This is a genomic window from Pseudomonas sp. AC532, from assembly GCF_979258965.1.
Genome location: NZ_OZ409888.1, coordinates 3,939,056 through 3,960,289, shown reverse-complemented (window position 1 = coordinate 3,960,289; position 21,234 = coordinate 3,939,056). Strand labels below are relative to the sequence as shown.

21 protein-coding genes and 1 pseudogene are annotated in these 21,234 nt (G+C 62.5%); 10 read left to right on the top strand and 12 right to left on the bottom strand.

All coding sequences use genetic code 11. The annotated features are described in order from the left end of the window. Positions 1-35: 35 nt before the first annotated feature. Positions 36-602 carry a nucleotide exchange factor GrpE gene (gene grpE, locus ACZ0AV_RS18415; protein ID WP_499152369.1) on the bottom strand — a complete coding sequence of 189 codons (567 nt, stop codon included), beginning with the start codon at positions 600-602 and terminating at the stop codon, positions 36-38. Between the two features lie 178 nt (positions 603-780). Between grpE and recN the strand changes: the two genes are divergently transcribed. Then, a complete protein-coding gene (gene recN / locus ACZ0AV_RS18410; RefSeq protein ID WP_499152368.1) occupies positions 781-2,454 on the top strand; it encodes a DNA repair protein RecN in 1,674 nt (557 codons plus the stop codon). A 212-nt stretch (positions 2,455-2,666) separates the two neighbouring features. Here the strand turns inward: recN and fur are convergent, their stop codons facing one another. After that, the gene (gene fur / locus ACZ0AV_RS18405; protein WP_131175373.1) at positions 2,667-3,080 is read right to left on the bottom strand and encodes a ferric iron uptake transcriptional regulator; all 414 of its coding nucleotides are present in this window, start codon (positions 3,078-3,080) and stop codon (positions 2,667-2,669) included. A 96-nt stretch (positions 3,081-3,176) separates the two neighbouring features. Here fur and ACZ0AV_RS18400 point away from each other — a divergent pair, with 96 nt between their 5' ends. Next, the gene (locus tag ACZ0AV_RS18400; RefSeq protein ID WP_499152367.1) at positions 3,177-3,686 is read left to right on the top strand and encodes an outer membrane protein assembly factor BamE; all 510 of its coding nucleotides are present in this window, start codon (positions 3,177-3,179) and stop codon (positions 3,684-3,686) included. A gap of 106 nt (positions 3,687-3,792) precedes the next feature. Further along, positions 3,793-5,213: pseudogene (locus ACZ0AV_RS18395) on the top strand (IS1182 family transposase). A 140-nt stretch (positions 5,214-5,353) separates the two neighbouring features. On the opposite strand, the gene ACZ0AV_RS18390 reads toward ACZ0AV_RS18395, so the two are convergent. Both ACZ0AV_RS18390 and ACZ0AV_RS18385 read right to left on the bottom strand, forming a co-directional pair. Beyond that, the gene (locus ACZ0AV_RS18390; RefSeq protein WP_499152366.1) at positions 5,354-5,680 is read right to left on the bottom strand and encodes an RnfH family protein; all 327 of its coding nucleotides are present in this window, start codon (positions 5,678-5,680) and stop codon (positions 5,354-5,356) included. After that, the gene (locus tag ACZ0AV_RS18385; RefSeq protein WP_499152365.1) at positions 5,670-6,107 is read right to left on the bottom strand and encodes a type II toxin-antitoxin system RatA family toxin; all 438 of its coding nucleotides are present in this window, start codon (positions 6,105-6,107) and stop codon (positions 5,670-5,672) included. Before ACZ0AV_RS18385 ends, ACZ0AV_RS18390 begins: the two co-directional genes overlap by 11 nt. 205 nt (positions 6,108-6,312) lie before the next feature. On the opposite strand from ACZ0AV_RS18385, the gene smpB reads away from it, so the two are divergent. After that, entirely contained in the window at positions 6,313-6,795 is a 483-nt protein-coding gene (gene smpB / locus ACZ0AV_RS18380) for an SsrA-binding protein SmpB (protein ID WP_042554876.1), read from the top strand. 60 nt (positions 6,796-6,855) lie between these two features. Here smpB and ACZ0AV_RS18375 read toward each other — a convergent pair whose 3' ends face one another. Further along, on the bottom strand, positions 6,856-7,638 hold the full coding sequence (locus ACZ0AV_RS18375) for an FCD domain-containing protein (RefSeq protein WP_499152364.1): 783 nt from the start codon (positions 7,636-7,638) through the stop codon (positions 6,856-6,858). Between the two features lie 278 nt (positions 7,639-7,916). Here ACZ0AV_RS18375 and ACZ0AV_RS18370 point away from each other — a divergent pair, with 278 nt between their 5' ends. The 4 genes from ACZ0AV_RS18370 to ACZ0AV_RS18355 all read left to right on the top strand — a co-directional run bounded on the left by ACZ0AV_RS18370 (position 7,917) and on the right by ACZ0AV_RS18355 (position 13,363). After that, a complete protein-coding gene (locus ACZ0AV_RS18370) occupies positions 7,917-9,611 on the top strand; it encodes an L-lactate permease (RefSeq protein ID WP_499152363.1) in 1,695 nt (564 codons plus the stop codon). Between the two features lie 83 nt (positions 9,612-9,694). Then, a complete protein-coding gene (lldD, locus tag ACZ0AV_RS18365; RefSeq protein WP_499152362.1) occupies positions 9,695-10,834 on the top strand; it encodes an FMN-dependent L-lactate dehydrogenase LldD in 1,140 nt (379 codons plus the stop codon). Positions 10,835-10,838: 4 nt separating this feature from the next. Then, positions 10,839-12,551, top strand: a complete 1,713-nt coding sequence (gene dld / locus ACZ0AV_RS18360) for a D-lactate dehydrogenase (RefSeq protein ID WP_499152361.1) — start codon at positions 10,839-10,841, stop codon at positions 12,549-12,551. Between the two features lie 332 nt (positions 12,552-12,883). Continuing rightward, entirely contained in the window at positions 12,884-13,363 is a 480-nt protein-coding gene (locus ACZ0AV_RS18355) for an Lrp/AsnC family transcriptional regulator (RefSeq protein ID WP_042554872.1), read from the top strand. A gap of 71 nt (positions 13,364-13,434) precedes the next feature. Here ACZ0AV_RS18355 and ACZ0AV_RS18350 read toward each other — a convergent pair whose 3' ends face one another. Then, positions 13,435-14,043 carry a pseudouridine synthase gene (locus ACZ0AV_RS18350; RefSeq protein WP_499152360.1) on the bottom strand — a complete coding sequence of 203 codons (609 nt, stop codon included), beginning with the start codon at positions 14,041-14,043 and terminating at the stop codon, positions 13,435-13,437. Between the two features lie 63 nt (positions 14,044-14,106). Beyond that, the gene (locus tag ACZ0AV_RS18345; RefSeq protein WP_499152359.1) at positions 14,107-15,033 is read right to left on the bottom strand and encodes a LysR family transcriptional regulator; all 927 of its coding nucleotides are present in this window, start codon (positions 15,031-15,033) and stop codon (positions 14,107-14,109) included. Positions 15,034-15,166: 133 nt separating this feature from the next. Between ACZ0AV_RS18345 and ACZ0AV_RS18340 the strand changes: the two genes are divergently transcribed. Both ACZ0AV_RS18340 and lipA read left to right on the top strand, forming a co-directional pair. Next, the gene (locus ACZ0AV_RS18340) at positions 15,167-15,571 is read left to right on the top strand and encodes a RidA family protein (RefSeq protein WP_499152358.1); all 405 of its coding nucleotides are present in this window, start codon (positions 15,167-15,169) and stop codon (positions 15,569-15,571) included. A gap of 153 nt (positions 15,572-15,724) precedes the next feature. Then, positions 15,725-16,777, top strand: a complete 1,053-nt coding sequence (gene lipA / locus ACZ0AV_RS18335) for a lipoyl synthase (protein ID WP_499152357.1) — start codon at positions 15,725-15,727, stop codon at positions 16,775-16,777. Positions 16,778-16,896: 119 nt separating this feature from the next. Here lipA and lipB read toward each other — a convergent pair whose 3' ends face one another. From lipB to mltB, 5 genes are all read right to left on the bottom strand, one after another. Continuing rightward, positions 16,897-17,523, bottom strand: coding sequence for a lipoyl(octanoyl) transferase LipB (lipB, locus tag ACZ0AV_RS18330; protein WP_499152356.1), 627 nt, complete (start codon positions 17,521-17,523; stop codon positions 16,897-16,899). After that, a complete protein-coding gene (locus ACZ0AV_RS18325) occupies positions 17,523-17,801 on the bottom strand; it encodes a DUF493 domain-containing protein (RefSeq protein WP_499152355.1) in 279 nt (92 codons plus the stop codon). The genes lipB and ACZ0AV_RS18325 overlap by 1 nt, the downstream gene beginning before the upstream one ends. Before the next feature lie 63 nt (positions 17,802-17,864). Next, positions 17,865-19,040: a D-alanyl-D-alanine carboxypeptidase family protein gene (locus ACZ0AV_RS18320; protein WP_499152354.1), complete on the bottom strand. Its 1,176-nt coding sequence runs from the start codon at positions 19,038-19,040 to the stop codon at positions 17,865-17,867. Positions 19,041-19,189: 149 nt separating this feature from the next. Continuing rightward, positions 19,190-20,209, bottom strand: a complete 1,020-nt coding sequence (locus ACZ0AV_RS18315) for a septal ring lytic transglycosylase RlpA family protein (protein ID WP_499152353.1) — start codon at positions 20,207-20,209, stop codon at positions 19,190-19,192. Beyond that, positions 20,206-21,219 carry a lytic murein transglycosylase B gene (mltB, locus tag ACZ0AV_RS18310; protein ID WP_499152352.1) on the bottom strand — a complete coding sequence of 338 codons (1,014 nt, stop codon included), beginning with the start codon at positions 21,217-21,219 and terminating at the stop codon, positions 20,206-20,208. Before mltB ends, ACZ0AV_RS18315 begins: the two co-directional genes overlap by 4 nt. Positions 21,220-21,234: the final 15 nt, after the last annotated feature.

The window sequence follows — 21,234 nt, the reverse complement described above, 5'->3', positions numbered from 1 at the left end:
GCTTGACTCAATAAATGGGGGCTCGCCCGCCGATTTCAAGCCTGCTCGTCGATGGACGGCGGCGTCTCGGCCGGCGCCTTGCTGACCACGACCATGGCCGGGCGCAGCAGGCGACCGTTGAGCATGTAGCCCTTCTGGAACACCTTGAGCACGCTGTTGGGCTCGACATGGGTGCTTTCCTGCAGGGCCATGGCCTGGTGATGCTCCGGGTTGAACGGCGCACCATGCGGGTCGATGGCTTCCAACTGGTGACGCTTGAGCGTGTCGAGCAGCAATTTGAGCGTCAGCTCCATGCCCTCGCGCACCGCCTTGATCGCCTCGTCGTCGGCACTGGACAGCTCGAGACCACGTTCGAGGCTATCGACCACCGGCAACAAGTCATTGGCGAACTTCTCGAGGGCGAACTTGTGCGCCTTCTCGACATCCTGCTCAGCGCGGCGGCGCACGTTCTGCAGATCGGCAGCCATGCGCAGCGACTGATCCTGCGCAGTCGCCAGTTGCTCTTCCAGCGTTTGCACGCGAGCAGCCAGGTCTTCACCCGGCGCAGCGTCATGCGCTTCGGCCTCGGGAGTCTGCGGATCCAGGTTCTGTTCGTCAGCCATGCATTTCTCCTCTGAATAATTCGACGAGCCTCAACTCGCGCGTCTGCCGCCTATATAAGGACGATTCGTAGGGTTTCAAGGGGCACAGCCACTTCCATACGTCGCCAAGCAGAGAGGATTGCCAGCCACGAACGAAACACTGTATAAATAACCAGACAAAATTCTGGGAGGCCCTGCCATGCTGGTGCACCTGTCCGTACACAACTACGCCATCGTCGAACACCTCGATCTGGAACTGGATCGCGGCATGAGCGTCATCAGCGGCGAAACCGGCGCTGGCAAGTCGATCATGCTCGATGCCCTCGGCCTGACCCTGGGCGACCGCGCGGACAGCGGCGTGGTACGCCCCGGTGCCGACAAGGCCGACATCCTCGCCAGCTTCGACCTCGGCGACATTCCCGAAGCCTACAGCTGGCTCGCCGAACGCGACCTGGGCACTGACGGCCCGTGCATCCTGCGCCGCGTGATCACTGCCGAAGGCCGGTCGCGTGGCTACATCAACGGCACGCCCTGCCCCCTCGGCGATCTCAAGGCGCTCGGCGAGCTGCTGATCGACATCCACAGCCAGCACGAACACCAGTCGCTGCTCAAGGTCGACACCCACCGACGCCTGCTCGATGAATACGCGGGCGCGCAGGAACTGGCCCGCCAGGTACAACTGGCTGCGCAGCGCTGGAAACAGACCCGCAGCGAGCTCGAACGCCTCGCCTCGCAAGGCGACGAGCAGCGCGCCCGTCATCAGTTGCTCAGCTATCAGCTCGAAGAACTGGAAAATCTGGGCCTTGGCGAGAACGAGCTGGAACAGCTCGAGCAGGATCACAAGGCCCTGACCAATGCCGAGGGCCTGCTTGCCGCTTGCCGTCAGGTCATCGAGCAATGCAGCGAGAGCGACGCCGGCAACGTACTCTCGGCCCTGACCAGCAGCCTGAGCCGACTCAGTGGCGTGCAGGGCCAACCGGGGCCGCTCAACGAAGCCGCCAACCTGCTGGCCAGCGCGCAGATTCAGGTCGAGGAAGCCGTCGGCGAACTGAACCGTTTTCTCGATCATTTCGAGGCCGACCCACAGCGCCAGCAGCAACTCGAAGAGCGCCTGGACACCATCTATACCCTGGCGCGCAAACACCGCATTCACCCCAGCGAGTTGCCAGCCATGCAACAGCAGCTGTTCGACGAGCTGGAAGGCCTGAATGCCGATGACCAGGCCACCGAGCGCCTCGGCGAAGAGCTGGCCGCTTACGGCCGCCATTATCAGGAAAAAGCGGCCGACCTGAGCGCCCGCCGGCAGAAGGCAGCAGGCAAGCTGAGCAAGGCAGTGGAAAAGGAAATGCAGCTGCTGGGCATGCCCGGCGGGCGCTTCAGCATTCAGTTGCAGGAGAACCCGAGCAGCGAACCCAACGTCAACGGCCTTGAGCAGGTCGAGTTTCTGGTCAGCGCCAACCCCGGCCAGCCGATCAAGGCGCTGGCCAAGGTGGCGTCGGGTGGTGAACTGTCGCGCATCAGCCTGGCGATCCAGGTGATCACCGCACAGACATCGCGAGTACCGACCCTGGTATTCGACGAAGTCGACGTTGGCATCGGCGGTCCGACTGCCGAAGTCGTCGGTCAGTTACTACGGCGTCTCGGCGAGCGCGGCCAGGTGCTGACGGTCACCCACCTGCCGCAGGTTGCCGCGCAGGGTCACCAGCACCTGTTCGTGCACAAGGTGCGCGGCAACAACGCCACGCGCACCGCCGTCAGCAAACTGAGCGACGCCCAACGGGTGGAAGAGATCGCCCGCATGCTAGGCGGCATCGACCTTACCGAGGAATCCCTGGCTCACGCACGCAAGCTGGTCAGCAACGCCCAGGCCTAGCATTCGCAACAGGTTGTTACAGGCATGAAAAAGGCGACCCAAGCAGGCCATGCGAAAACGTAGCGAGCGAAGGTCAGGCAAGGCAAAAACCGGCGAAAAGCGCAGTTTACGAATTGTAAATGAGCATTTTGAGCTGGTTTTTAACGCCGCCTGACCGAGCGCAGTAGTTTTCACACAGCCTGCAAGGTCGCCTTTTTCAATGCGGGCTCCAGTTACTGCTTGGCGCCCGTGGTGCGTACGTACAACACCAGATTGTGATCCACCAGCTCAAAGCCGTGTTCACGCACGATTTCCTTCTGGCGCTTCTCGATTTCGGCATCGAAAAACTCGATCACGTCACCGGTGTCCACGCACACCATATGATCGTGGTGACCACCGTCGGCCAATTCGAACACGGCATGGCCGCCATCGAAGTTGTGGCGCACCACCAGGCCGGCAGCTTCGAACTGGGTCAGAACCCGGTACACAGTAGCCAGACCAACGTCTTCACCCGCCTCCATCAGCGACTTGTAGACATCTTCTGCGCTCATGTGGCGCTGTTCGGCAGAGTCGAGCATCTGCAGGATTTTGACCCGCGGCAGGGTCACTTTCAGGCCAGCTTTGCGGAGTTCGCTATTTTCAACCATGGTCTGCTTTCTCGCGGAAGCGCTTCGCAGCTTCCCTTATTGCGGGTATGATCGGGGTTTACGTTGCCCAGCCAAGATAGTGGAAGACGCCCACCGATGCAAAAAACCAAACTCCTGCTGACCAGCCTCATGTTCATGGGGCTCATCGCACTCGCCGGCTGCTCATTCCCCGGGGTTTATAAAATCGACATCCAACAGGGCAATGTCGTCACGCAGGACATGATAGACCAGTTGAGGCCGGGAATGACCCGACGCCAAGTGCGGTTTATCATGGGTAACCCCCTGCTGACCGACACCTTCCATGCCAACCGCTGGGATTATCTGTACAGCATGCAGGCCGGCGGCAGCCAGCGCCAGCAGGAGCGCGTCAGCGTGGTATTCAACGGCGAAGACCAACTGGTCGGCCTGTCCGGCGACTTCATGCCGGGCGTCAGCCGTGACGATGCCATTCTCGGCCGCGATGGCGCGCCGCAGACCGCACCGACCCAGCAGCAGGAAGAGCCCGCGGCTCCCGGCTCGCTGCTCGAGGAAATCCAGCGCGACGTGGACAATGTCGAGACCGTTCCGGTACCGACCCCGGAGCCCCTGGAAACCTCACCGCAGTAAATACGCGGTATCAAAAAGCCCCGCAATTCAGACTGTGTGAAAACCTAGCAGTTTGAGAGCAAGCTGAAGACAATGCCTCCATCAGTCGATGGGGGCATTGTCGTTTATGGGCTACATCCAGGGCGAAGGTCTTCAGCAAAGCAGCCTGTTTCCTCCCACATTGGAGGAGCTGGTACCGGAGGATCATCTGGTACGGGTGATCGAGGCCTATGTTGCTCGTCTGGATCTGCAGGCTCTGGGTTTCAGCAAGGCCGAGCCGCTCAAGACTGGACGTCCTGGCTATGATCCGGCGGATCTACTCAAGCTTTATCTATACGGTTACTTCCAGCGCATCCGCTCCTCCCGGCGGCTGGAAGCCGAGTGCCAACGCAATGTCGAGGTGATGTGGCTGCTGGGCCGATTGGCACCGGATTTCAAGACCATTGCCGATTTTCGCAAGGACAACAGTGCTGCTTTTCAGGCGACCTGCCGCACCTTCGTCCAGTTCTGTCGCCAGGTGGGACTGATCAGCGGGCAACTCGTGGCCATTGATGGCAGCAAGTTTCAGGCGGTCGCGTCGCAACGCAAGCATCTGAGCCTGACGAAGCTCAAGCGCCAACAAGCCAAGCTGGAGGCGCAGATCGCCCGTTATCTGGCAGAACTGGACGAGGCTGACCGCAGTGAGGCGGCTGAAGTGGTTGATCGCAGTGCGGTCAAGGCTGCGCTGCAGCACCTGGAGAGCCGACATGCCGATAACCTGACAGCCCAGGCGTTGATGGAGGTACAGGGGCTGGATCAGTTCGTCGTGGGTGAGGACGAGGCCCGCATGATGCGTACCCACCAGGGGGCTCGCGTGGCTTATAACGTGCAAAGCGCGGTAGATGGCGAGCATGGGCTGATCTTGCATCATGCCGTCACTCAGGACGGCAGCGAAACCAGCAACTGGAACCTATGGCCAAGGCCGCCCAGGCGATTCTGGCGCAGGACGAGCTGAGGGTTACAGCCGATGCCGGCTACTCCAATGGTGAGCAGTTTCAAGCGTGTGATGATGCTGGGATTACGGCCTATGTGCCGGAGAATCGAGGCATAAATAACAAAGGCGGCGACACGCCGCTATTCGATCGCAGCGCCTTCACCTACGACGCAGAAAACGACCAATACCAATGCCCAGCGGGCCAATGGCTACCACTCAAACAGGTCGGTGGCCTACAACGTATCTATGCTGCGCAAGTTGACTGCGTGGGCTGTCCATTGAAATCACGCTGCACGAAGGCCAAGCGCCGATACGTGACTCGGCATGTCCATGAAGCCGCATTCGAGCGCATGTATCAGCGGATGCAGGCGCATCCAGAGATGATGGTCAGGCGCCGATCCATCGTCGAACATCCCTTCGGCAACCTGAAGCAATGGATTTTGGGTAATGGTCGCCTCCTGCTCCGACAACTGCAGGGAGCACGTACGGAAATGGCCCTGGCGGTCAACGCCTACAACCTGAAACGAGCCATCAATGTGCTGGGTGCCCGTCGGTTGATCGAGCTATTGGGATAAGTCCCGTCTTCCATTTCCAAACATCAAAAACGCCAACGCCCCGAACCAGTCAGGGCGTTGGATTTGCCTATCGTCAGTGCGTTTTCACACGCTCTGAATTGCGGGGCTTTTTCATGGCTGCGGTTCATGTTGCCCCGCGCTTAGCGCCGAGCGTTGCCTGAAGCCCTTGCACGCTCGGCTGCCTGGGCAGCCCGGCGCTTGCGCACATCCTTGGGGTCCGCCAGCAACGGCCGGTAGACCTCTACCCGATCGCCATCCTCGAGTAGCCGGGTTTCGGGCGCGGACAGCGCCTTGCCGAAAATACCCAGCGGCGCGCCGGCGAGATCGATACCGGGAAAATCACCCTGCAAGCCGGACTGCAGGGCTGCGTCACGTGCCGTACTGCCTGCCGGCAATTGCAGCGTTTTAAGCACCTGTCGGTCGACCGTGGCACACACCACCTCAACCGACACACCCTCACTGACCATGGAGTTCCTTGGCGCGCTGGCAGAACGCATCGACCATGGTATTGGCTGCCTGATTGAACAGTGGGCCAAGGGTCGCGCGCACGATAGAGCCGGCATAGTCGAAGGTCAGGTCGAGGCTGATCTTGCAGGCCTTGTCACCAAGCGCCTTGAAGGTCCACTGGCCATGCAGATGCTCGAATGGCCCGTTTTCCAGATTGAGTTCGATGGACTGGCCCGGCACCAACACGTTGCGCGTGGTGAAGCGCTGGCTCAAGCCGGCCTTGGCCACCTCCAGGCTGGCGAGCATGTGCGTGTCACTGACTTCGATGACCTCGCTCGAGGCGCACCAGGGCAGAAACTCCGGGTAGCGTGCCACATCGTTGACCAGGTCATACAGGGCCTGCGCCGGGTAGGGCAAAAGGGCCGAGCGTTGAATGTGAGTACTCATAACGATAGGGTTTCCACGGTTGGCGACATCGCGGTGCCGCGATGCTGCAGGGCGATGCGACATGCAAACGGCATCGACCACAAGACGAGAAGTGCCCACATTGTCGGGGATTCACCCCGAGGGCTCAAGCGCACCGCTGCCGCAGCGGCATTTCGCATGCGCATGCATGGCGCAGCGTCGTCATACTCCATATAATGCGCCGCCTATGGCTAAACAAACGAAACATCCACAAGGCAGCATCGCGCAGAACAAGAAGGCGATGCACGATTACTTCGTCGAGTCCCGCTTCGAGGCCGGGCTGGCTCTGGCCGGCTGGGAAGTGAAAAGTCTGCGCGCCGGCAAGGCCCAACTGGTTGACAGCTACGTGCTGCTCAAGGACGACGAAGCCTGGCTGATGGGTTGCCACATCACGCCGCTGAAAACCGCCAGCACCCACGTCATCGCCGACCCGACGCGTACGCGAAAGCTGCTGCTGAACAAGCGCGAGCTGGAAAAGCTGTTCGGTTCCGTGCAACAGAAGGGCTACACCTGCGTGGCCCTGTCGCTGTACTGGAAACAGCATCTGGTTAAATGCGAAATCGCCCTGGCCAAGGGCAAGAAGGATTTCGACAAGCGCCACACCGAGAAAGAGCGCGACGCCGACCGCGAAGTGCAGCGCGCCATGCGCAGCAAAGGCAAGGACGAGTAAGCCTCGCCGGCCTGTCCCGCTGCAGGCCTTTACCTTGCTATAACTAGCCGACAGCCAACCTCAGGCTTTGGAACCCACCGTCTTGCCTCGACGCTGTGCGCGCAGCTCGCGGACTTCCTGCTGCATGGCGCCAGCCAGAACCTCCTGCACATAGTCGATGTGCTGGTTGGACAGCCCTCGCGCTTCTTCGGCCCGCCCTTCGATGATTGCCTCGTACAGCGCCCGATGCTGCGCATTGAGCATGCTGCGGGTTTCGCCGCGCAGGGCATACATGCCACCGATGTTGGTCACCACATTGCGCTTGAGCAGGTCGAACAGGCCGCGAATGGTGTGCAGCAGCACCGCATTGTGGCTGGCCTCGGCAATCGCCAGATGGAAATTGGCGTCGGCCGCCCCCTCCTCCGCACGAGTCACTTCACCGGCGCGCCCGTAACAGTCCTGCAGCTTGTCGAACGCTTCGCCCAAGCGCTGGCGATCTCGATCCGTCGCGCGCAGCGCAGCGTAGTACGCACAGGATCCCTCGAGGGTATGCCGGAATTCGAGGAGGTCGCGCTGCACATCGCTGTTGTTCTCCAGCAGGTGTAACAGCGGATCACTGAACGTGGAGCCGACGCTTTCGCAAACATAGGTGCCGCCACCCTGGCGGCTGAGCAGCAGCCCCTTGGCGACCAGCTTCTGGATCGCTTCACGCAACGAGGGCCGAGACACGCCGAACTGCTCGGCCAGAACGCGCTCCGCGGGCAAACGCTCACCGGCCTTGAGCGTGCCTTCGAGAATCATGGTTTCGACCTGCCCGGCGATATCGTCCGACAAACGCCGCTGACGCACCTGACCCACTTCCATCGCCACCACCCCATTCGAATAAGCCAAGCCCATGGGCGGCGCAGCGCCGCCTGGAAGAAGCGCGACATTCTACGACCAAAGTCTGGATGAGGCGATTTGACAGCCATTTACCGGACCTTTTAACCTGTCGATCACCACCTGTAAATTGGTCTTACCAATTTACCTTACAACAACAATAACCCATTGAGGTCACGCATGACGCCTCGCCAGGCCACGCCGCAGCTCCCCAATCTTTTCGCTATGCGCTCTGCGCGCCGCTACGGGGAGTGACTGCCACCATGTCCACCGGAATTCTCGCGTTACTGGCTTTTTCCCCAATTCTTCTGGCTGCACTCCTGCTCGTTGGCCTGCGCTGGCCGGCCAAGCGCGCCATGCCACTGGTCTACCTGGTAACCGCAGCGATAGGTCTGTTTGCCTGGGACATGAGCTTCAACCGGGTGATGGCCTCCACGCTGCAAGGTTTGCTGATTACCGTGGGTGTGCTGTGGATCATTTTCGGCGCCATCCTGCTGCTCAATACGCTCAAGCACTCAGGCGGCATCCTCGCCATTCGCTCGGGCTTCGCCACCATCAGCCCGGACCGTCGCATCCAGACGATCATCATCGCCTGGCTGTTCGGCTGTTTTATCGAAGGTGCTTCCGGTTTCGGCACGCCGGCCGCAGTTGCCGCACCGCTGCTGGTCGCCATCGGTTTTCCCGCCATGGCGGCCGTTTTGATGGGCATGCTGGTACAGAGCACGCCGGTTTCCTTCGGAGCGGTCGGCACGCCGATAATCGTTGGTGTAAACACCGGGCTGGATACCGCCACCATCGGCGCACAACTGGTCGAGAATGGTTCGTCGTGGCCGCAGTTCCTGCAACTGATCACCAGCCAGGTAGCGATCATCCACGCGCTGGTCGGCGTGGTTATGCCGGTGTTCATGGTGATGATGCTGACCCGCTTCTTCGGTCAGAAAAAAAGCTGGAAGGAGGGTCTGGAGGCGCTGCCCTTCGCACTCTTTGCCGGTCTCGCCTTCGTGCTGCCCTACGCGGCGACCGGTGTGCTGCTGGGTCCTGAATTTCCTTCGCTGATCGGTGGCTTGGTGGGGTTGGCCATCGTTACCAGCGCTGCCCGCTACGGGTTTCTGGTGCCTAAGAAGACCTGGGATTTCGCCCCGGCAGACAAGTGGCCGAGCGAATGGCTGGGCAGCGTGGAAATCAATCTGGACAACCTGACGGCCAAATCGATGAGCGCAGTGCGCGCCTGGTTTCCCTACGTACTGGTCGGCGCTCTGCTGGTCATCAGCCGGGTTTTCCCATCAGTTGGCAACGCCCTCAAGGCGGTTGTGGTGAATTTACCCGACCTGCTCGGTGAGGTCGGCGTGGGCGCCAACTTCCAGCCGCTGTACCTGCCGGGCGGCATTCTGGTTGCGGTCGCGCTGGCGACATTCTTCCTGCACGGCATGAAAGTGCGCGAGCTGAGCGCGGCGGTTAGGGAATCCTCCAGCGTCCTGCTCAGCGCCGGTTTCGTTCTGCTGTTCACCGTGCCGATGGTGCGCATCCTGATCAATTCCGGTGTGAATGGCGCCGAGCTGGCCAGCATGCCGATCCTCATGGCTCGCTGGGTAGCCGACAGCGTAGGTGACGTGTACCCGCTGCTGGCTCCGAGCATCGGCGCACTGGGCGCGTTCATTGCCGGCTCGAACACCGTCAGCAACATGATGTTCAGCCAGTTCCAGTTTGGCGTAGCCAGCAGCCTGGGTATTTCCAGTGCGCTGATCGTCGCGGTGCAGGCGATAGGCGCAGCAGCCGGCAACATGGTGGCGATTCATAACGTGGTCGCCGCTTCGGCCACTGTCGGGCTGCTTGGCCGTGAAGGAAGTATCCTGCGCAAGACCATCTGGCCGACGCTGTATTACGTGATCTTTACTGGTGTGATCGCACTGATCGCCATTTACCTGCTGGGTATCAGCGACCCACTGGTTGGCGTGTAACGACAATTCGCCAATGCGCCTCGGCACTGCCGGGGCGCTGCCGTACAAAAGTCCCCTACTCTTTTCTGCCCCGGGATGAGCCCATGATCATTTCTGCCTCCACCGACTACCGCGCCGCAGCGCAACGTCGCCTGCCGCCGTTCCTGTTTCACTACATCGATGGCGGCGCCTATGCGGAGTACACGCTCAAGCGCAACGTCGACGACCTCGCCAGCATCGCCTTGCGCCAGCGTGTGCTGCGCAACATGTCCGAACTGAGCCTGGAAACCCGACTGTTCGGCGAGACCCTGGCGATGCCGGTGGCGCTGGCTCCGGTTGGTCTCACCGGCATGTACGCGCGCCGCGGCGAAGTGCAGGCCGCCAAGGCGGCTGCGGACAAGGGCATTCCGTTCACGCTGTCCACGGTCTCGGTGTGCCCCATCGAAGAAGTGGCCCCGGCGATCAGCCGGCCCATGTGGTTCCAGCTTTACGTACTGAAAGACCGCGGTTTCATGAAGAACGCCCTGGAGCGCGCCAGGGCCGCTGGCGTTACCACCCTGGTGTTCACGGTCGACATGCCAACGCCCGGCGCTCGCTACCGTGACGCCCACTCGGGCATGAGCGGCGCCAACGCTGCGCTGCGCCGCATGCTGCAAGCCTTCACACACCCGGCCTGGGCCTTGGACGTGGGCCTGCTGGGCAAGCCCCATGACCTCGGCAACATCTCCGCCTATCGCGGCCACCCGACCGGCCTGGCGGACTACATCGGTTGGCTGGGCGCCAATTTCGACCCCTCTATTTCCTGGAAGGATTTGGAGTGGATACGCGACTTCTGGGACGGACCGATGGTGATCAAGGGCATCCTCGATCCCGAAGACGCCCGCGACGCGGTCAGGTTTGGCGCCGACGGCATCGTGGTGTCCAACCATGGTGGCCGTCAGCTCGACGGCGTGCTGTCCAGCGCCCGTGCGCTGCCGGCGATAGCCGACGCGGTGAAGGGTGACCTGAAAATTCTTGCCGACTCGGGCATTCGCAGCGGCCTGGACGTGGTACGCATGATCGCCTTGGGCGCCGACACGGTGATGCTCGGCCGTGCCTTCATTTACGCGCTGGCCGCCGCTGGCGGTGCCGGCGTAAGCAACCTGCTGAGCCTGATCGAGAAGGAAATGCGCGTGGCCATGGTGCTGACCGGAGCCAAATCCATTGCCGAGATCAGCGCTGAGTCGCTGGTTCGGGAGCGCTGAGGCCATGACCGTGATAAGCCGCGACGCGCTGCTGGCGACCCTGCGTGATGCCGTGGGCAGCGAACATGTGCTGACCGACGAGCAGCGCACCCGCCGTTTTCGCAAGGGCCACCGCACCGGCGACGGTGGCGTACTGGCGGTGGTGCGGCCCGGCACGCTACTGGAGCAGTGGCGCGTGCTGCGAGCGGCTGTCGCTGCGGACCGCATCGTCATCATGCAGGCGGCCAACACAGGCCTCACTGGTGGCTCGACGCCGAATGGTGATGACTACGACCGCGAGGTCGTGCTGATCAGCACCCTGCGCATCACCGGCGTACAGTTGATCAACGATGGCGAGCAGGTGGTATGCCTGCCCGGCGCCACGCTGGATCGCCTGGAACAGGCACTGGCGCCACTTGGTCGCGAGCCGCACTCGGTCATCGGCTCATCCTGCATCGGCGCATCGGTACTGGGCGGTGTGTGCAACAACTCGGGAGGCTCACTGGTGCGCCGCGGCCCGGCCTACACCGAGCTGGCGCTGTACGCGCAAGTGCGGGAAGACGGCACCCTGGAGCTGATCAATCACCTGGGCATTGATCTGGGCAATAGCCCTGAGGAAATCCTCACTCGCCTGCAGCGCGGCGACTACAGCCCGTTCCAGGTCAGCAACGAAGGCACCGGCAAAGCCTCGGACGGCAGCTACGCCGAATACGTACGCGACGTTGATGCCGACACACCGGCGCGCTTCAACGCCGACCCGTCACGGCTGTTCGAAGCGTCCGGATCGGCCGGCAAGTTGTGCCTGTTCGCCGTGCGCCTGGATACCTTTCGCAAAGAGCCGAGCACCGTCTTCTATATCGGCAGCAACGACCCGCATGATCTCACCGAGGTGCGCCGTCACCTGCTCAGCCAGTTGCCCAGCCTGCCGATTGCCGGGGAGTACATCCACCGCACTGCCTTCGACATCGGCGAGCGATACGGCAAGGACACCTTTCTGGTCATCGACAGGTTCGGCACTGCCAAGGTGCCGGCAGCCTTCGCGCTGAAAAGCCGCGTCGATGGTTTCTTCGAGCGCTTTGGCCTGCGCGGCGTCAGCGACCGCGCCATTCAGTTGCTGATGAACCTGCTGCCCAGCCATTTGCCGCAGCGTATGCGCCAGTACCGTGACCGCTTCGAGCATCACCTGCTGGTTCGCGTCGCCAACGACAGCCTGGAGCAGACCCGGACCTTCCTGAATGATTTTTTCGGAGAGCGCAGCAGCGGCGCATTTTTCGAGTGCGATGCCGACGAAGGTCGCAGGGCATTCCTGCATCGCTTCGCCATCGCGGGTGCAGCGATTCGCTACCGCGAGGCGCATCGTCGCGAGGTCGAGGATATCCTCGCGCTGGATATCGCTCTGCGTCGCAACGACCGCGACTGGGTCGAGACGCTGCCGCCTGCGATGGAGCAGCAGATCATTCACAAGCTGTACTACGGGCACTTCTTCTGCCACGTGTTCCATCAGGATTACATCGTCAAAAAGGGTGTCGATCCGATCGCCATGGAACATGCCATGTGGACGCTGCTCGACGAGCGCCGCGCCGAATACCCGGCCGAGCACAACGTCGGCCACCTGTATGTCGCCAAGCCGGCACTTGCCGATTTCTACCGCGAACTGGACCCGACCAACGCCTTCAACCCTGGCATCGGCCATACCTCGAAGAACAAACATTGGAACTCGTGCTGCGGCGACCACTGAAGCGAAGCGTGCCTCACAACGAACAAAGGGGAGACCTCTCGGCCTCCCCTTTCGTAGATGTCCTGTGCCGGCAATTCTGTCGCCGCTTTCCTCGCCCGCCTGGTTGGGCAGTGCGGACCCGGGTGCCGTGACGACCCGGTGGGGTCGGCGGCGCCAGCTCTCCTGATTGGGCGAGCCGGGTGGACGTGTCGTCCGGGCCTTGAAACTGAGGTAAAGCTTACGCCCGGCGCCGCGACGAGATATTGCAAATATTGCTCAGCAAAGCATCTCTTGCGCAATTTTATACCAATGATTCATCATTCAGCGCAATCAAACCATACTTAAGCCGGATCATGAACAAACTCGACCGTTACGACCTGAACATTCTTGCCGAATTGCAACGCGACGCGACCCTCTCCAACCAGGACCTGGCCGAGCGTATCGGCCTGTCGCCCTCGCCCTGCTCGCGACGGGTCAAGCAGTTGGAAGACGACGGCTACATCGTCCAGCAAGTCGCCCTGCTGGACCGCAAGAAACTTGGCCTGAGCCTGACCGCCTACGTACTGATCGGCATGGACCGCCACACACCCGAGCGCTTCGAACACTTTCAGGAAGAAATCCGCAAGTGCCCGGAGGTGCTGGAATGCTGCCTGGTGACCGGGATGGACGCCGACTACCAGCTCAAGGTGGTGGTGCCGGACATGGATCACTACCAGAAGCTGCTGCTCGGCACCCTGACGCGCATCGATGGGGTTTCCAGCGTGCGCTCCAGTTTCGTGCTGCAGCAGATTCTTTCCAGCACGCAATTGCCACTCCAGCACCTGCGCAGCTAAACCCGACGAAAAGCGCTGATTAGCTGCGAAGCGCCGGCCCGCTGGAAGGCCAGATCACGGATGGCGCCCGTCTACTTCAGGGTGGGCGGCACATCGCGCCATTCGCCCGGCTGCAGGCCGTCCAGCTGCCATGGGCCGATCCGCACCCGCACCAGCCGCAAGGTAGGTAACCCCACCGCAGCAGTCATGCGCCGTACCTGGCGGTTACGCCCTTCGCGGATCACCAGTTCCAGCCAGGCCGTCGGGATGCTTTTGCGAAAGCGCACCGGCGGGTTGCGCGGCCACAGCGCGGGCTCGTCGAGCAGCCGCGCCTCGGCGGGCAGGGTCGGGCCGTCGTTGAGCTGCACACCGGCACACAATTGCTGCACCTGCTCGGCCGTCGGCTCTCCCTCGACCTGCACCCAGTAGGTCTTGGCCAATTTGTGCCTGGGGTCGGCGATACGCGCCTGCAAGTGTCCGTCATTGGTAAGCAGCAGCAGACCTTCACTGTCGCGATCCAGTCGGCCAGCCGGGTACACGGCGGTCACCGGGACGAAATCCTTGAGCGTGGCGCGCCCCTGGTCGTCATTGAACTGGGTAAGCACGTCGAACGGCTTGTTGAGCACGATCAGGCGCGGCTCGGCAGGCGCCGCTTTGGCAGCTCGAAACGGTCGTGGCGCAGGGCGAGCGGGTCGGGACATGCGGCTAAGCCAATGAAAAACGGGACGCGCAGTTTAACGCCTTTGCCGACGACAACCAGCCACTCAGCGCCCGCTGCGATCGATGATCGGCGCGTGCTCCGCCATCAGCTCCACTACCCAGTCGATGAACACCCGCAGCTTCGCACTGACGTGACGGTTCGGCGGGTAGGCGATGTACATCGGCATCGGCTCGAACTGCCAATCCTCGAACACCTCGACCAGCTCGCCGCGCCGCACATGCGGCAACGACATGTAATGGGGCAGCCAGAGCGCGCCCAGTCCGGCGAGACCTGCAGCCAGGTAGGCGTTGCCGTCGTCGACCACCAGCATATGCCGGCCACGCACCTCGACGCGCTCACCGTCACGGCACATGGCGTAGGGAAACACGTTGCCTGCCTTGCCCCACTGAAAGCCGACGATGCGGTGGTCGCTGCCGGCGAGCTGCTGCGGATGCTCCGGGATGCCGGCGCGTTGCAGGTAGCCCGGCGCGGCATACACGCCAGACTGCAGGTCACCAATGCGGCGCGCCATCAATGACTGATCAGTAATCTCGCCGCCGCGGATCACGCAGTCGACATTCTCGCTCAGCAGGTCGACGAGACGATCGCTGACCCCCAGCGCCAGCTGGATATCCGGGTAGCGCGCATGAAACCTGGGCAACGCGGGCACCAGAATCATCCGCGCGAACGGGCTGGGTACATCCACCCGCAGCCGCCCGCGCGGCTTGCTGGAGGCGTCCGACAGGCTGGTTTCAGCGTCATCCATATCCGCCAGCAGGCGCAGCACGCGCTCGTAATAGGCCGCGCCATCCGCGGTCACGCTGACCCTGCGCGTGGTGCGATTGAGCAGCTTCACGCGCAGTCGCGCCTCCAACTGCTGCACCTGCTGGGTCACGGTGGCTTTGCTGATCTGCAGGGTGTCGGCCGCCTTGGTGAAGCTGCCGCTTTCGACCACGCGAGCGAATGCCCGCATCGCTTCGAATCTATCCATGTAGTGGAACCCGACCGTTGATTGTTCGCAATTCCCGAACAGTGTTGCCGGTGCCAGCCGGTTTTTCCAGCCAGCCGCCCTTCCTATAGTGGCCTCACCACTACCCGGGTCGACCTGACCCACAGGAGGCAACATGAATAATCGCGATGTAGTTTTCCCGGCAGGCCGTCAGGCGCTTTACGAGCGCAACCGTTACTCGCCGGCCGTTCGCTCCAATGGCTTGCTGTTCGTCTCGGGCCAGGTTGGCAGCCACCCTGACGGCTCGCCCGAGGCGGATCTGCAAGGCCAGGTCCGCCTGGCCTTCGAAAACCTCAATGCAGTGCTCAAGGCCGCCGATTGCACCTTCGACGACGTGGTCGACGTGACGGTGTTCATCGTCAACCCCGAAACGCACTTCGAAACCATCTGGCAGGTGGTGCCCGAGTATTGGGGGGACGCGCCACACCCGAACATCACCTGCGTGGGCGTAACCTGGCTGTACGGTTTTCAGTTCGAGATCAAGGTGATTGCCAAGCTGCCGGAAGTGGCGGTGAAGTGATCCACTGAAACGCCTCGCGGGCAGTGGCGGCGGGCAAGGGGGCGGCAGCGCGCACACACGGTGAGCCTCGTACAAACACCTCTGTGATACACTGCGCGGCGGCCACAAGCTCCCCATCCGCCACCGCAGCCCCTACCGGAGCCGAGATTTTCGATGTCCGATACTGCCTCGCCCAAACCCGTTGCCAGCGGCGACAAATTCCGTACCGTCCAGGGTATTACCGCGATCAAGGACGGCCAGAAGCGCCGCGCCTCGAGCGAGCCCCAGGTTTACGAACCCAAGCCCAGCTGGTTGCGAGTCAAGGCACCGGGCGGCAGTCGTTTCGAAGCGGTCAAACGCAACGTCAGCGAACACCGCCTGAGCACCGTTTGCCAGGAATCCCACTGCCCGAACATGGGCGAGTGCTGGTCCAACGGCACGGCCACCATCATGCTGATGGGCTCGGTCTGCACCCGGGCGTGCCGCTTTTGCGCGGTCGATACCGGCAACCCGAATGGCTGGCTGGACAAGGAAGAGCCGCAGAACACCGCCAAATCGGTGGAGCTGATGGCGCTGCGTTACATCGTGCTGACCTCGGTGGACCGCGACGACCTGCCAGACGGCGGCGCCGCTCACTACGCAGCGTGCGTGCAGGCGATCAAGGCCAATACCCCGCAAGTGGTGGTCGAAGCGCTGACGCCGGACTTCGACGGCGATCTCGAGGCCATCGAACGCGTGGTGGATTCGGGCCTCGAAGTGTTCGCCCAGAACGTCGAGACCGTCAATCGCCTCACCCGTGAGGTGCGCGACCCGCGCGCTGGCTACCGCAAGACCCTCGACGTGCTGGCCCACGCCAAGCGCCATCGCCCGGACGTACTGACCAAGACCAGCCTGATGCTGGGCCTGGGCGAAACCGACGACGAGGTGTTCGAGGCCATGGAGGACATGCGCGCCGTGGGCGTGGATATCCTGACCCTGGGCCAGTACCTGCAGCCAACCCGCAATCACCTGAAGGTGCAGCGCTGGGTGAGCCCGGACGAATTCAACCGCTTTCGTGACATCGGCCTGAAGATGGGCTTCATGGAAGTGGCGGCCGGCCCGCTGGTGCGTTCCAGCTACCGCGCCGACAAGGTGTTCGAGAAGAACAACCTGGGCCTCGCCGCGCCGGTTGCAGTTCCGGGGCAGCAACTCGACACCAGCCTGATTCCGGCGCTGAACGTCAACTGATCACCCGGGTATCGCTGCGCTCAACGCCAGGCTACAAAAGCGAGCCTGGCCAACCGTAGCCTGCGGTTGAGCGCAGCGATACCCAGGAACAGCTGCGCTCCAGTAAAGCCACAACAGCCTTACTGCCCATACCCCAACCGCTGACGAAGAGCCTGCTCAAGGCGCTCGGCAACCTCGTCGAAACGCGGCGGCGCGTCCAACTGATCCCTGAGCTGGGTCATCTTCAAGCCGGCATAGCCGCATGGATTGATGCGCTGGAACGGGCGCATATCCATATCGACGTTGAGCGCCAGGCCATGAAAAGAGCAGCCGCGGCGCACCCGCAGCCCCAGCGAGGCGATCTTGTCGCCCTTCACGTATACGCCGGGGGCGTCGGCTTTCGGTGCGGCATCGACGCCATAGCTCGCCAGCACCTCGACCAGACACTGCTCCATGGCCGTGACCAGTTCGCGTACACCCAGCCCCAGGCGACGCAGATCGAGCAGCAGATAGGCCACCAGTTGGCCCGGGCCGTGGTAGGTCACCTGCCCGCCGCGCTCCACCTGAATCACCGGAATGTCACCGGGCGCCAGCAAGTGCTCGGGCTTGCCGGCCTGGCCCTGGGTGAACACCTGCGGGTGCTGCAGCAACCAGATTTCGTCAGGCGTCGCATCATCGCGTTCGGCTGTCAGGGTGCGCATCGCCTCCAGGGTCGGCAGGTACTCCACGACCCCGAGATGCCGCACGACAAGGTCAGCTGCAGCCACTACAGCACCATCTGCACGCGGCCGGTGGCACGCAGGTCGAGGTGGATCGCTTCGAGCTGTTCGACGCCCGTGGCGGTGATCAGCACCTGCACGGATACGAAGCGGCCCTTGCTGCTGTCACGGCTGACCAGCGTGCCGGCATCCAGGTCCGGCGCATGCCGCTGGATCACCTCGACCACCATCTCGGCAAAGCCGTCGCCGGCCTCTCCGATCACCTTGATCGGGTAGTTCTTGCAGGGAAATTCGATTTTCGGAGCTTGTACGTCGGTATCGGTCATCGCTGATATTCCAAAGCAAAACGCCCTCGGGTCGAGGGCGCTCATCGCATGGTTGACGGGGCGTTAGTTGAACAGCCCGTAGAAGAACAACCGAATGCTATCCCACAGGCTGCGGAAGAAGCCACCCTCCTCGACGGCCTCCAGCGCTACCAGATCGGCGCTGTGCACCACCTGGTCGCCCATTTTCACCTCTACCTTGCCGATCACGTCGCCTTGCGCGATCGGAGCGGTGATCTGCGGGTTGAGGGTCATGCTGGCCGCCAGCTTCTCCAGCTGGCCCTTCGGCAGCGTCAGGGTCAGGTCCTGAGCCAGACCGGCCTTGACCTGCGGCACCTGGCCTTTCCACACCGGCGCCTGGGTCAGTTCGGTGCCCTTCTGGTAGAAGGTGCGGGTTTCGAAGAAACGGAAACCGTACGTCAGCAGCTTCTGGGTTTCGGCCGCGCGAGCGCGCTCGCTGTCGGTGCCGAATACCGAGGTGATCATCCGTGCGCCATCGCGGACAGCCGAGGCCACCAGACAGAAACCGGCTTCGTTGGTGTGGCCGGTCTTCAGGCCGTCGACGGTACGATCACGCCACAGCAGCAGATTGCGGTTGGGCTGCTTGATGTTGTTCCAGAGGAACTCTTTCTGCGAATAGATGGCGTAGTGCTCGGCATCTTCGTTGATGATCGCGCGGGCCAGGATCGCCATGTCGTGGGCACTGGAATAGTGCTCCGGATGCGGCAGGCCGGTAGCGTTCATGAAGTGGCTGTTCTTCATGCCCAGGCGTTCGGCGGTGGCGTTCATCATGTCGGCAAAGGCGTCCTCGCTGCCGGCGATGTGCTCGGCGATGGCGATGCTGGCGTCGTTGCCGGACTGAATGATGATGCCGTGCAGCAGGTCGTCGACCGTGGCCTGGCTGTTCACCGGCAGGAACATGGTAGAGCCACCGGAAGCGGCACCACCGGTGCGCCACGCGTGCTCGCTGATGGTCACCATGTCCTGCTCGCCGATCTTGCCGTTGCGAATTTCCAGGGTAGCGATGTAGGCGGTCATCAGCTTGGTCAGGCTGGCCGGCGGCAGGCGCTCGTCACCGTTGTTCTCGATCAGGATGTTGCCGCTGGCACCATCCATCAGCACGTAAGACTTGGCTGCCAACTGCGGCGGAGCCGGCAGCGGCGCCTGGTTGGCCCAGGCGCTGGATGCACCGAGGAGCAGAAGTGACAGGAAGATGCGTTGCGCGAAACTGGTGATATTCATCCGTCTCTCTAGGTCGCTGATGGTAAAACAGGCCCTTGCGGGCACAGTATGAAATGCCACTGCCGCGCGGTGGCGGCGATTCACTGCTTAGTCAGGCGGCCGGCCGATAAGTTGCCGGCGCCGAGAGGCCGCTGCCGCGCAGCGCCCTCTCAGTCTGCCTTGACCAGAGTCGCTTGCCCGAGATTGGCGACACGAATGCTGTCACGCACCCGGTCAGCCTCGCCCTGGCTGTTGATCGGGCCCAGTCGCACGCGGTGCAGTATCTGCTGGTTGCGCACTACCGAGTTGATGAACACCGGCGCAGTCACCGACTCGCTCAACTTGGCCTTGAGAAGCTCCGCAGCGTCGGGATTGGCGAAGGCTCCCACTTGGAGATACAGGCCAGACGCTGCGGCTGAATCGTTTTTTTTTGAGTCGATCTGCACCGGCACGGTGACGCCGGCGTGCTGCTGCGGTGGCGGCGAATACTGTTGCGCCGGCGCATTGGCCAGCTTCAGCTGTTCCATCTGCGCGGGCTGCACCTTGGCCATCTGCGGCTGCTTGATCATCATCGGCACCGGGCGCCCCTGCTGGGCCCACCATTCGGTGGGGTCGATGCCTTCGACGCGCACCTGGGCCGTGCCCTTCTCGGCGTAGCCGAGCTTCTTGGCGGCGGCGAAGGACAGGTCGATGATGCGGTCCGAATAGAACGGGCCACGGTCGTTGACCCGCAGGATCGCGCTCTTGCCGTTTTCCAGGTTGGTGACCCGCACGTAGCTGGGCAGCGGCAGGGTCTTGTGGGCGGCCGTCATGCCGTACAGATCGTAGGCTTCACCGTTGGCGGTGGCCTGGCCGTGGAACTTGGTGCCGTACCACGAGGCCGGACCAGTCGCGGTGTAGCGGCGCGCATCGGAGATCGGGTAGTACTGTTTGCCGAACACCACATACGGGCTGGCCTTCACCGGGCCGTAATGCGGCATGGGAATGGCGTCCTGGATCTTCGAGACATCCACGTCCCACCAGGGCGCGCCGTCCTTGTGCGGACGGTCGAAATCACCCGGGCCGGAAAGCGGGCCAGCGGCTCCGGCCTGGGTCGGCGACGAACTGGTCGGCGCCCGGCTGGAAGTACAGCTGGCCAGCAGCAGTACCGCGATGCCGCACGCGGCCAGTTTGAACGGCAAACCCGTCATTGATTGGCACCTCGAGCCTGCACCAGCAACTCGGATAACTGGTTGACCGCCATGGCGTACATCACGCTGCGATTATAGCGGGTGATCACGTAGAAGTTCGGTTGCCCGATCCAGTACTCGGCACCCTCGGCGCCCTCGAGGCGGAACGCGGTCACCGGCAGATCATCGGCCAGCACGTCGTTGCTCGACCAGCCCAGGGCGCGCAATTCACCCACGTTCTTTTCCGGGTCGAGGCCGGCGCTCAGGCCCTGGTCGGCCTGATCACCCTTGACCGTGGCCAGGCTCGCTACCGGCTGGCCCGGCTGCCAGTTGTGGCGTTTGAAGTAGCTGGCCACGCTGCCGATGGCGTCGGTCGGGTCGCTCCAGATATTGATGTGGCCGTCGCCGTCGAAATCCACGGCATAGGCGCGGAAGCTGCTCGGCATGAACTGAGGCAGGCCCATGGCGCCGGCGTAGGAGCCTTTCAGGCTGGCCGGGTCGACCTGCTCTTCACGGGTCAGCATGAGGAACTCGCGCAACTCCTTGCGGAAGAACGGCGCACGTGGCGGGTAGTCGAACGCCAGGGTGGACAGCGCATCGATCACCCGATAGTTGCCGGTATTGCCGCCGTAGGAGGTCTCGACGCCGATGATGGCGACGATGATCTCGGCCGGCACGCCATATTCCTGCTCGGCACGGGCCAACGCTTCGGCATGCTCGTTCCAGAACGCCACGCCCTTGTTGATGCGCGCATCGGTAATGAAGATCGGGCGGTATTCCTTCCACGGCTTGACCCGCTCGGCCGGGCGCGAAATGGCGTCGAGGATCGCCTGCTTGCGCTCCACGCCGTTGAACAGGGTACTCAGCTGCTCGCCGGCAAACCCGTAGTCACGGGTCATCTCGGTGATGAATTCGCCGACCTGCGGCGAATTGACGTATTCGTTGGCGGCCATCGCCTGTGGTGCACCGAACAGGCCGGCGACCGCCAGCCAATGTGCATGTCGTGCGGCCCAGCCACGCAAAATCTGCATTGAATTCATAACCCC

Excerpts from the sequence above, each read along its gene's own strand:
- grpE (WP_499152369.1), bottom strand. The coding sequence starts at position 602 with ATGGCTGACGAACAGAACCTGGATCCGCAGACTCCCGAGGCCGAAGCG.
- recN (WP_499152368.1), top strand. The coding sequence starts at position 781 with ATGCTGGTGCACCTGTCCGTACACAACTACGCCATCGTCGAACACCTC.
- fur (WP_131175373.1), bottom strand. The coding sequence starts at position 3,080 with ATGGTTGAAAATAGCGAACTCCGCAAAGCTGGCCTGAAAGTGACCCTG.
- ACZ0AV_RS18400 (WP_499152367.1), top strand. The coding sequence starts at position 3,177 with ATGCAAAAAACCAAACTCCTGCTGACCAGCCTCATGTTCATGGGGCTC.
- ACZ0AV_RS18390 (WP_499152366.1), bottom strand. The coding sequence starts at position 5,680 with ATGGTCAGTGAGGGTGTGTCGGTTGAGGTGGTGTGTGCCACGGTCGAC.
- ACZ0AV_RS18385 (WP_499152365.1), bottom strand. The coding sequence starts at position 6,107 with ATGAGTACTCACATTCAACGCTCGGCCCTTTTGCCCTACCCGGCGCAG.
- smpB (WP_042554876.1), top strand. The coding sequence starts at position 6,313 with ATGGCTAAACAAACGAAACATCCACAAGGCAGCATCGCGCAGAACAAG.
- ACZ0AV_RS18375 (WP_499152364.1), bottom strand. The coding sequence starts at position 7,638 with ATGGAAGTGGGTCAGGTGCGTCAGCGGCGTTTGTCGGACGATATCGCC.
- ACZ0AV_RS18370 (WP_499152363.1), top strand. The coding sequence starts at position 7,917 with ATGTCCACCGGAATTCTCGCGTTACTGGCTTTTTCCCCAATTCTTCTG.
- lldD (WP_499152362.1), top strand. The coding sequence starts at position 9,695 with ATGATCATTTCTGCCTCCACCGACTACCGCGCCGCAGCGCAACGTCGC.
- dld (WP_499152361.1), top strand. The coding sequence starts at position 10,839 with ATGACCGTGATAAGCCGCGACGCGCTGCTGGCGACCCTGCGTGATGCC.
- ACZ0AV_RS18355 (WP_042554872.1), top strand. The coding sequence starts at position 12,884 with ATGAACAAACTCGACCGTTACGACCTGAACATTCTTGCCGAATTGCAA.
- ACZ0AV_RS18350 (WP_499152360.1), bottom strand. The coding sequence starts at position 14,043 with ATGTCCCGACCCGCTCGCCCTGCGCCACGACCGTTTCGAGCTGCCAAA.
- ACZ0AV_RS18345 (WP_499152359.1), bottom strand. The coding sequence starts at position 15,033 with ATGGATAGATTCGAAGCGATGCGGGCATTCGCTCGCGTGGTCGAAAGC.
- ACZ0AV_RS18340 (WP_499152358.1), top strand. The coding sequence starts at position 15,167 with ATGAATAATCGCGATGTAGTTTTCCCGGCAGGCCGTCAGGCGCTTTAC.
- lipA (WP_499152357.1), top strand. The coding sequence starts at position 15,725 with ATGTCCGATACTGCCTCGCCCAAACCCGTTGCCAGCGGCGACAAATTC.
- ACZ0AV_RS18325 (WP_499152355.1), bottom strand. The coding sequence starts at position 17,801 with ATGACCGATACCGACGTACAAGCTCCGAAAATCGAATTTCCCTGCAAG.
- ACZ0AV_RS18320 (WP_499152354.1), bottom strand. The coding sequence starts at position 19,040 with ATGAATATCACCAGTTTCGCGCAACGCATCTTCCTGTCACTTCTGCTC.
- ACZ0AV_RS18315 (WP_499152353.1), bottom strand. The coding sequence starts at position 20,209 with ATGACGGGTTTGCCGTTCAAACTGGCCGCGTGCGGCATCGCGGTACTG.
- mltB (WP_499152352.1), bottom strand. The coding sequence starts at position 21,219 with ATGCAGATTTTGCGTGGCTGGGCCGCACGACATGCACATTGGCTGGCG.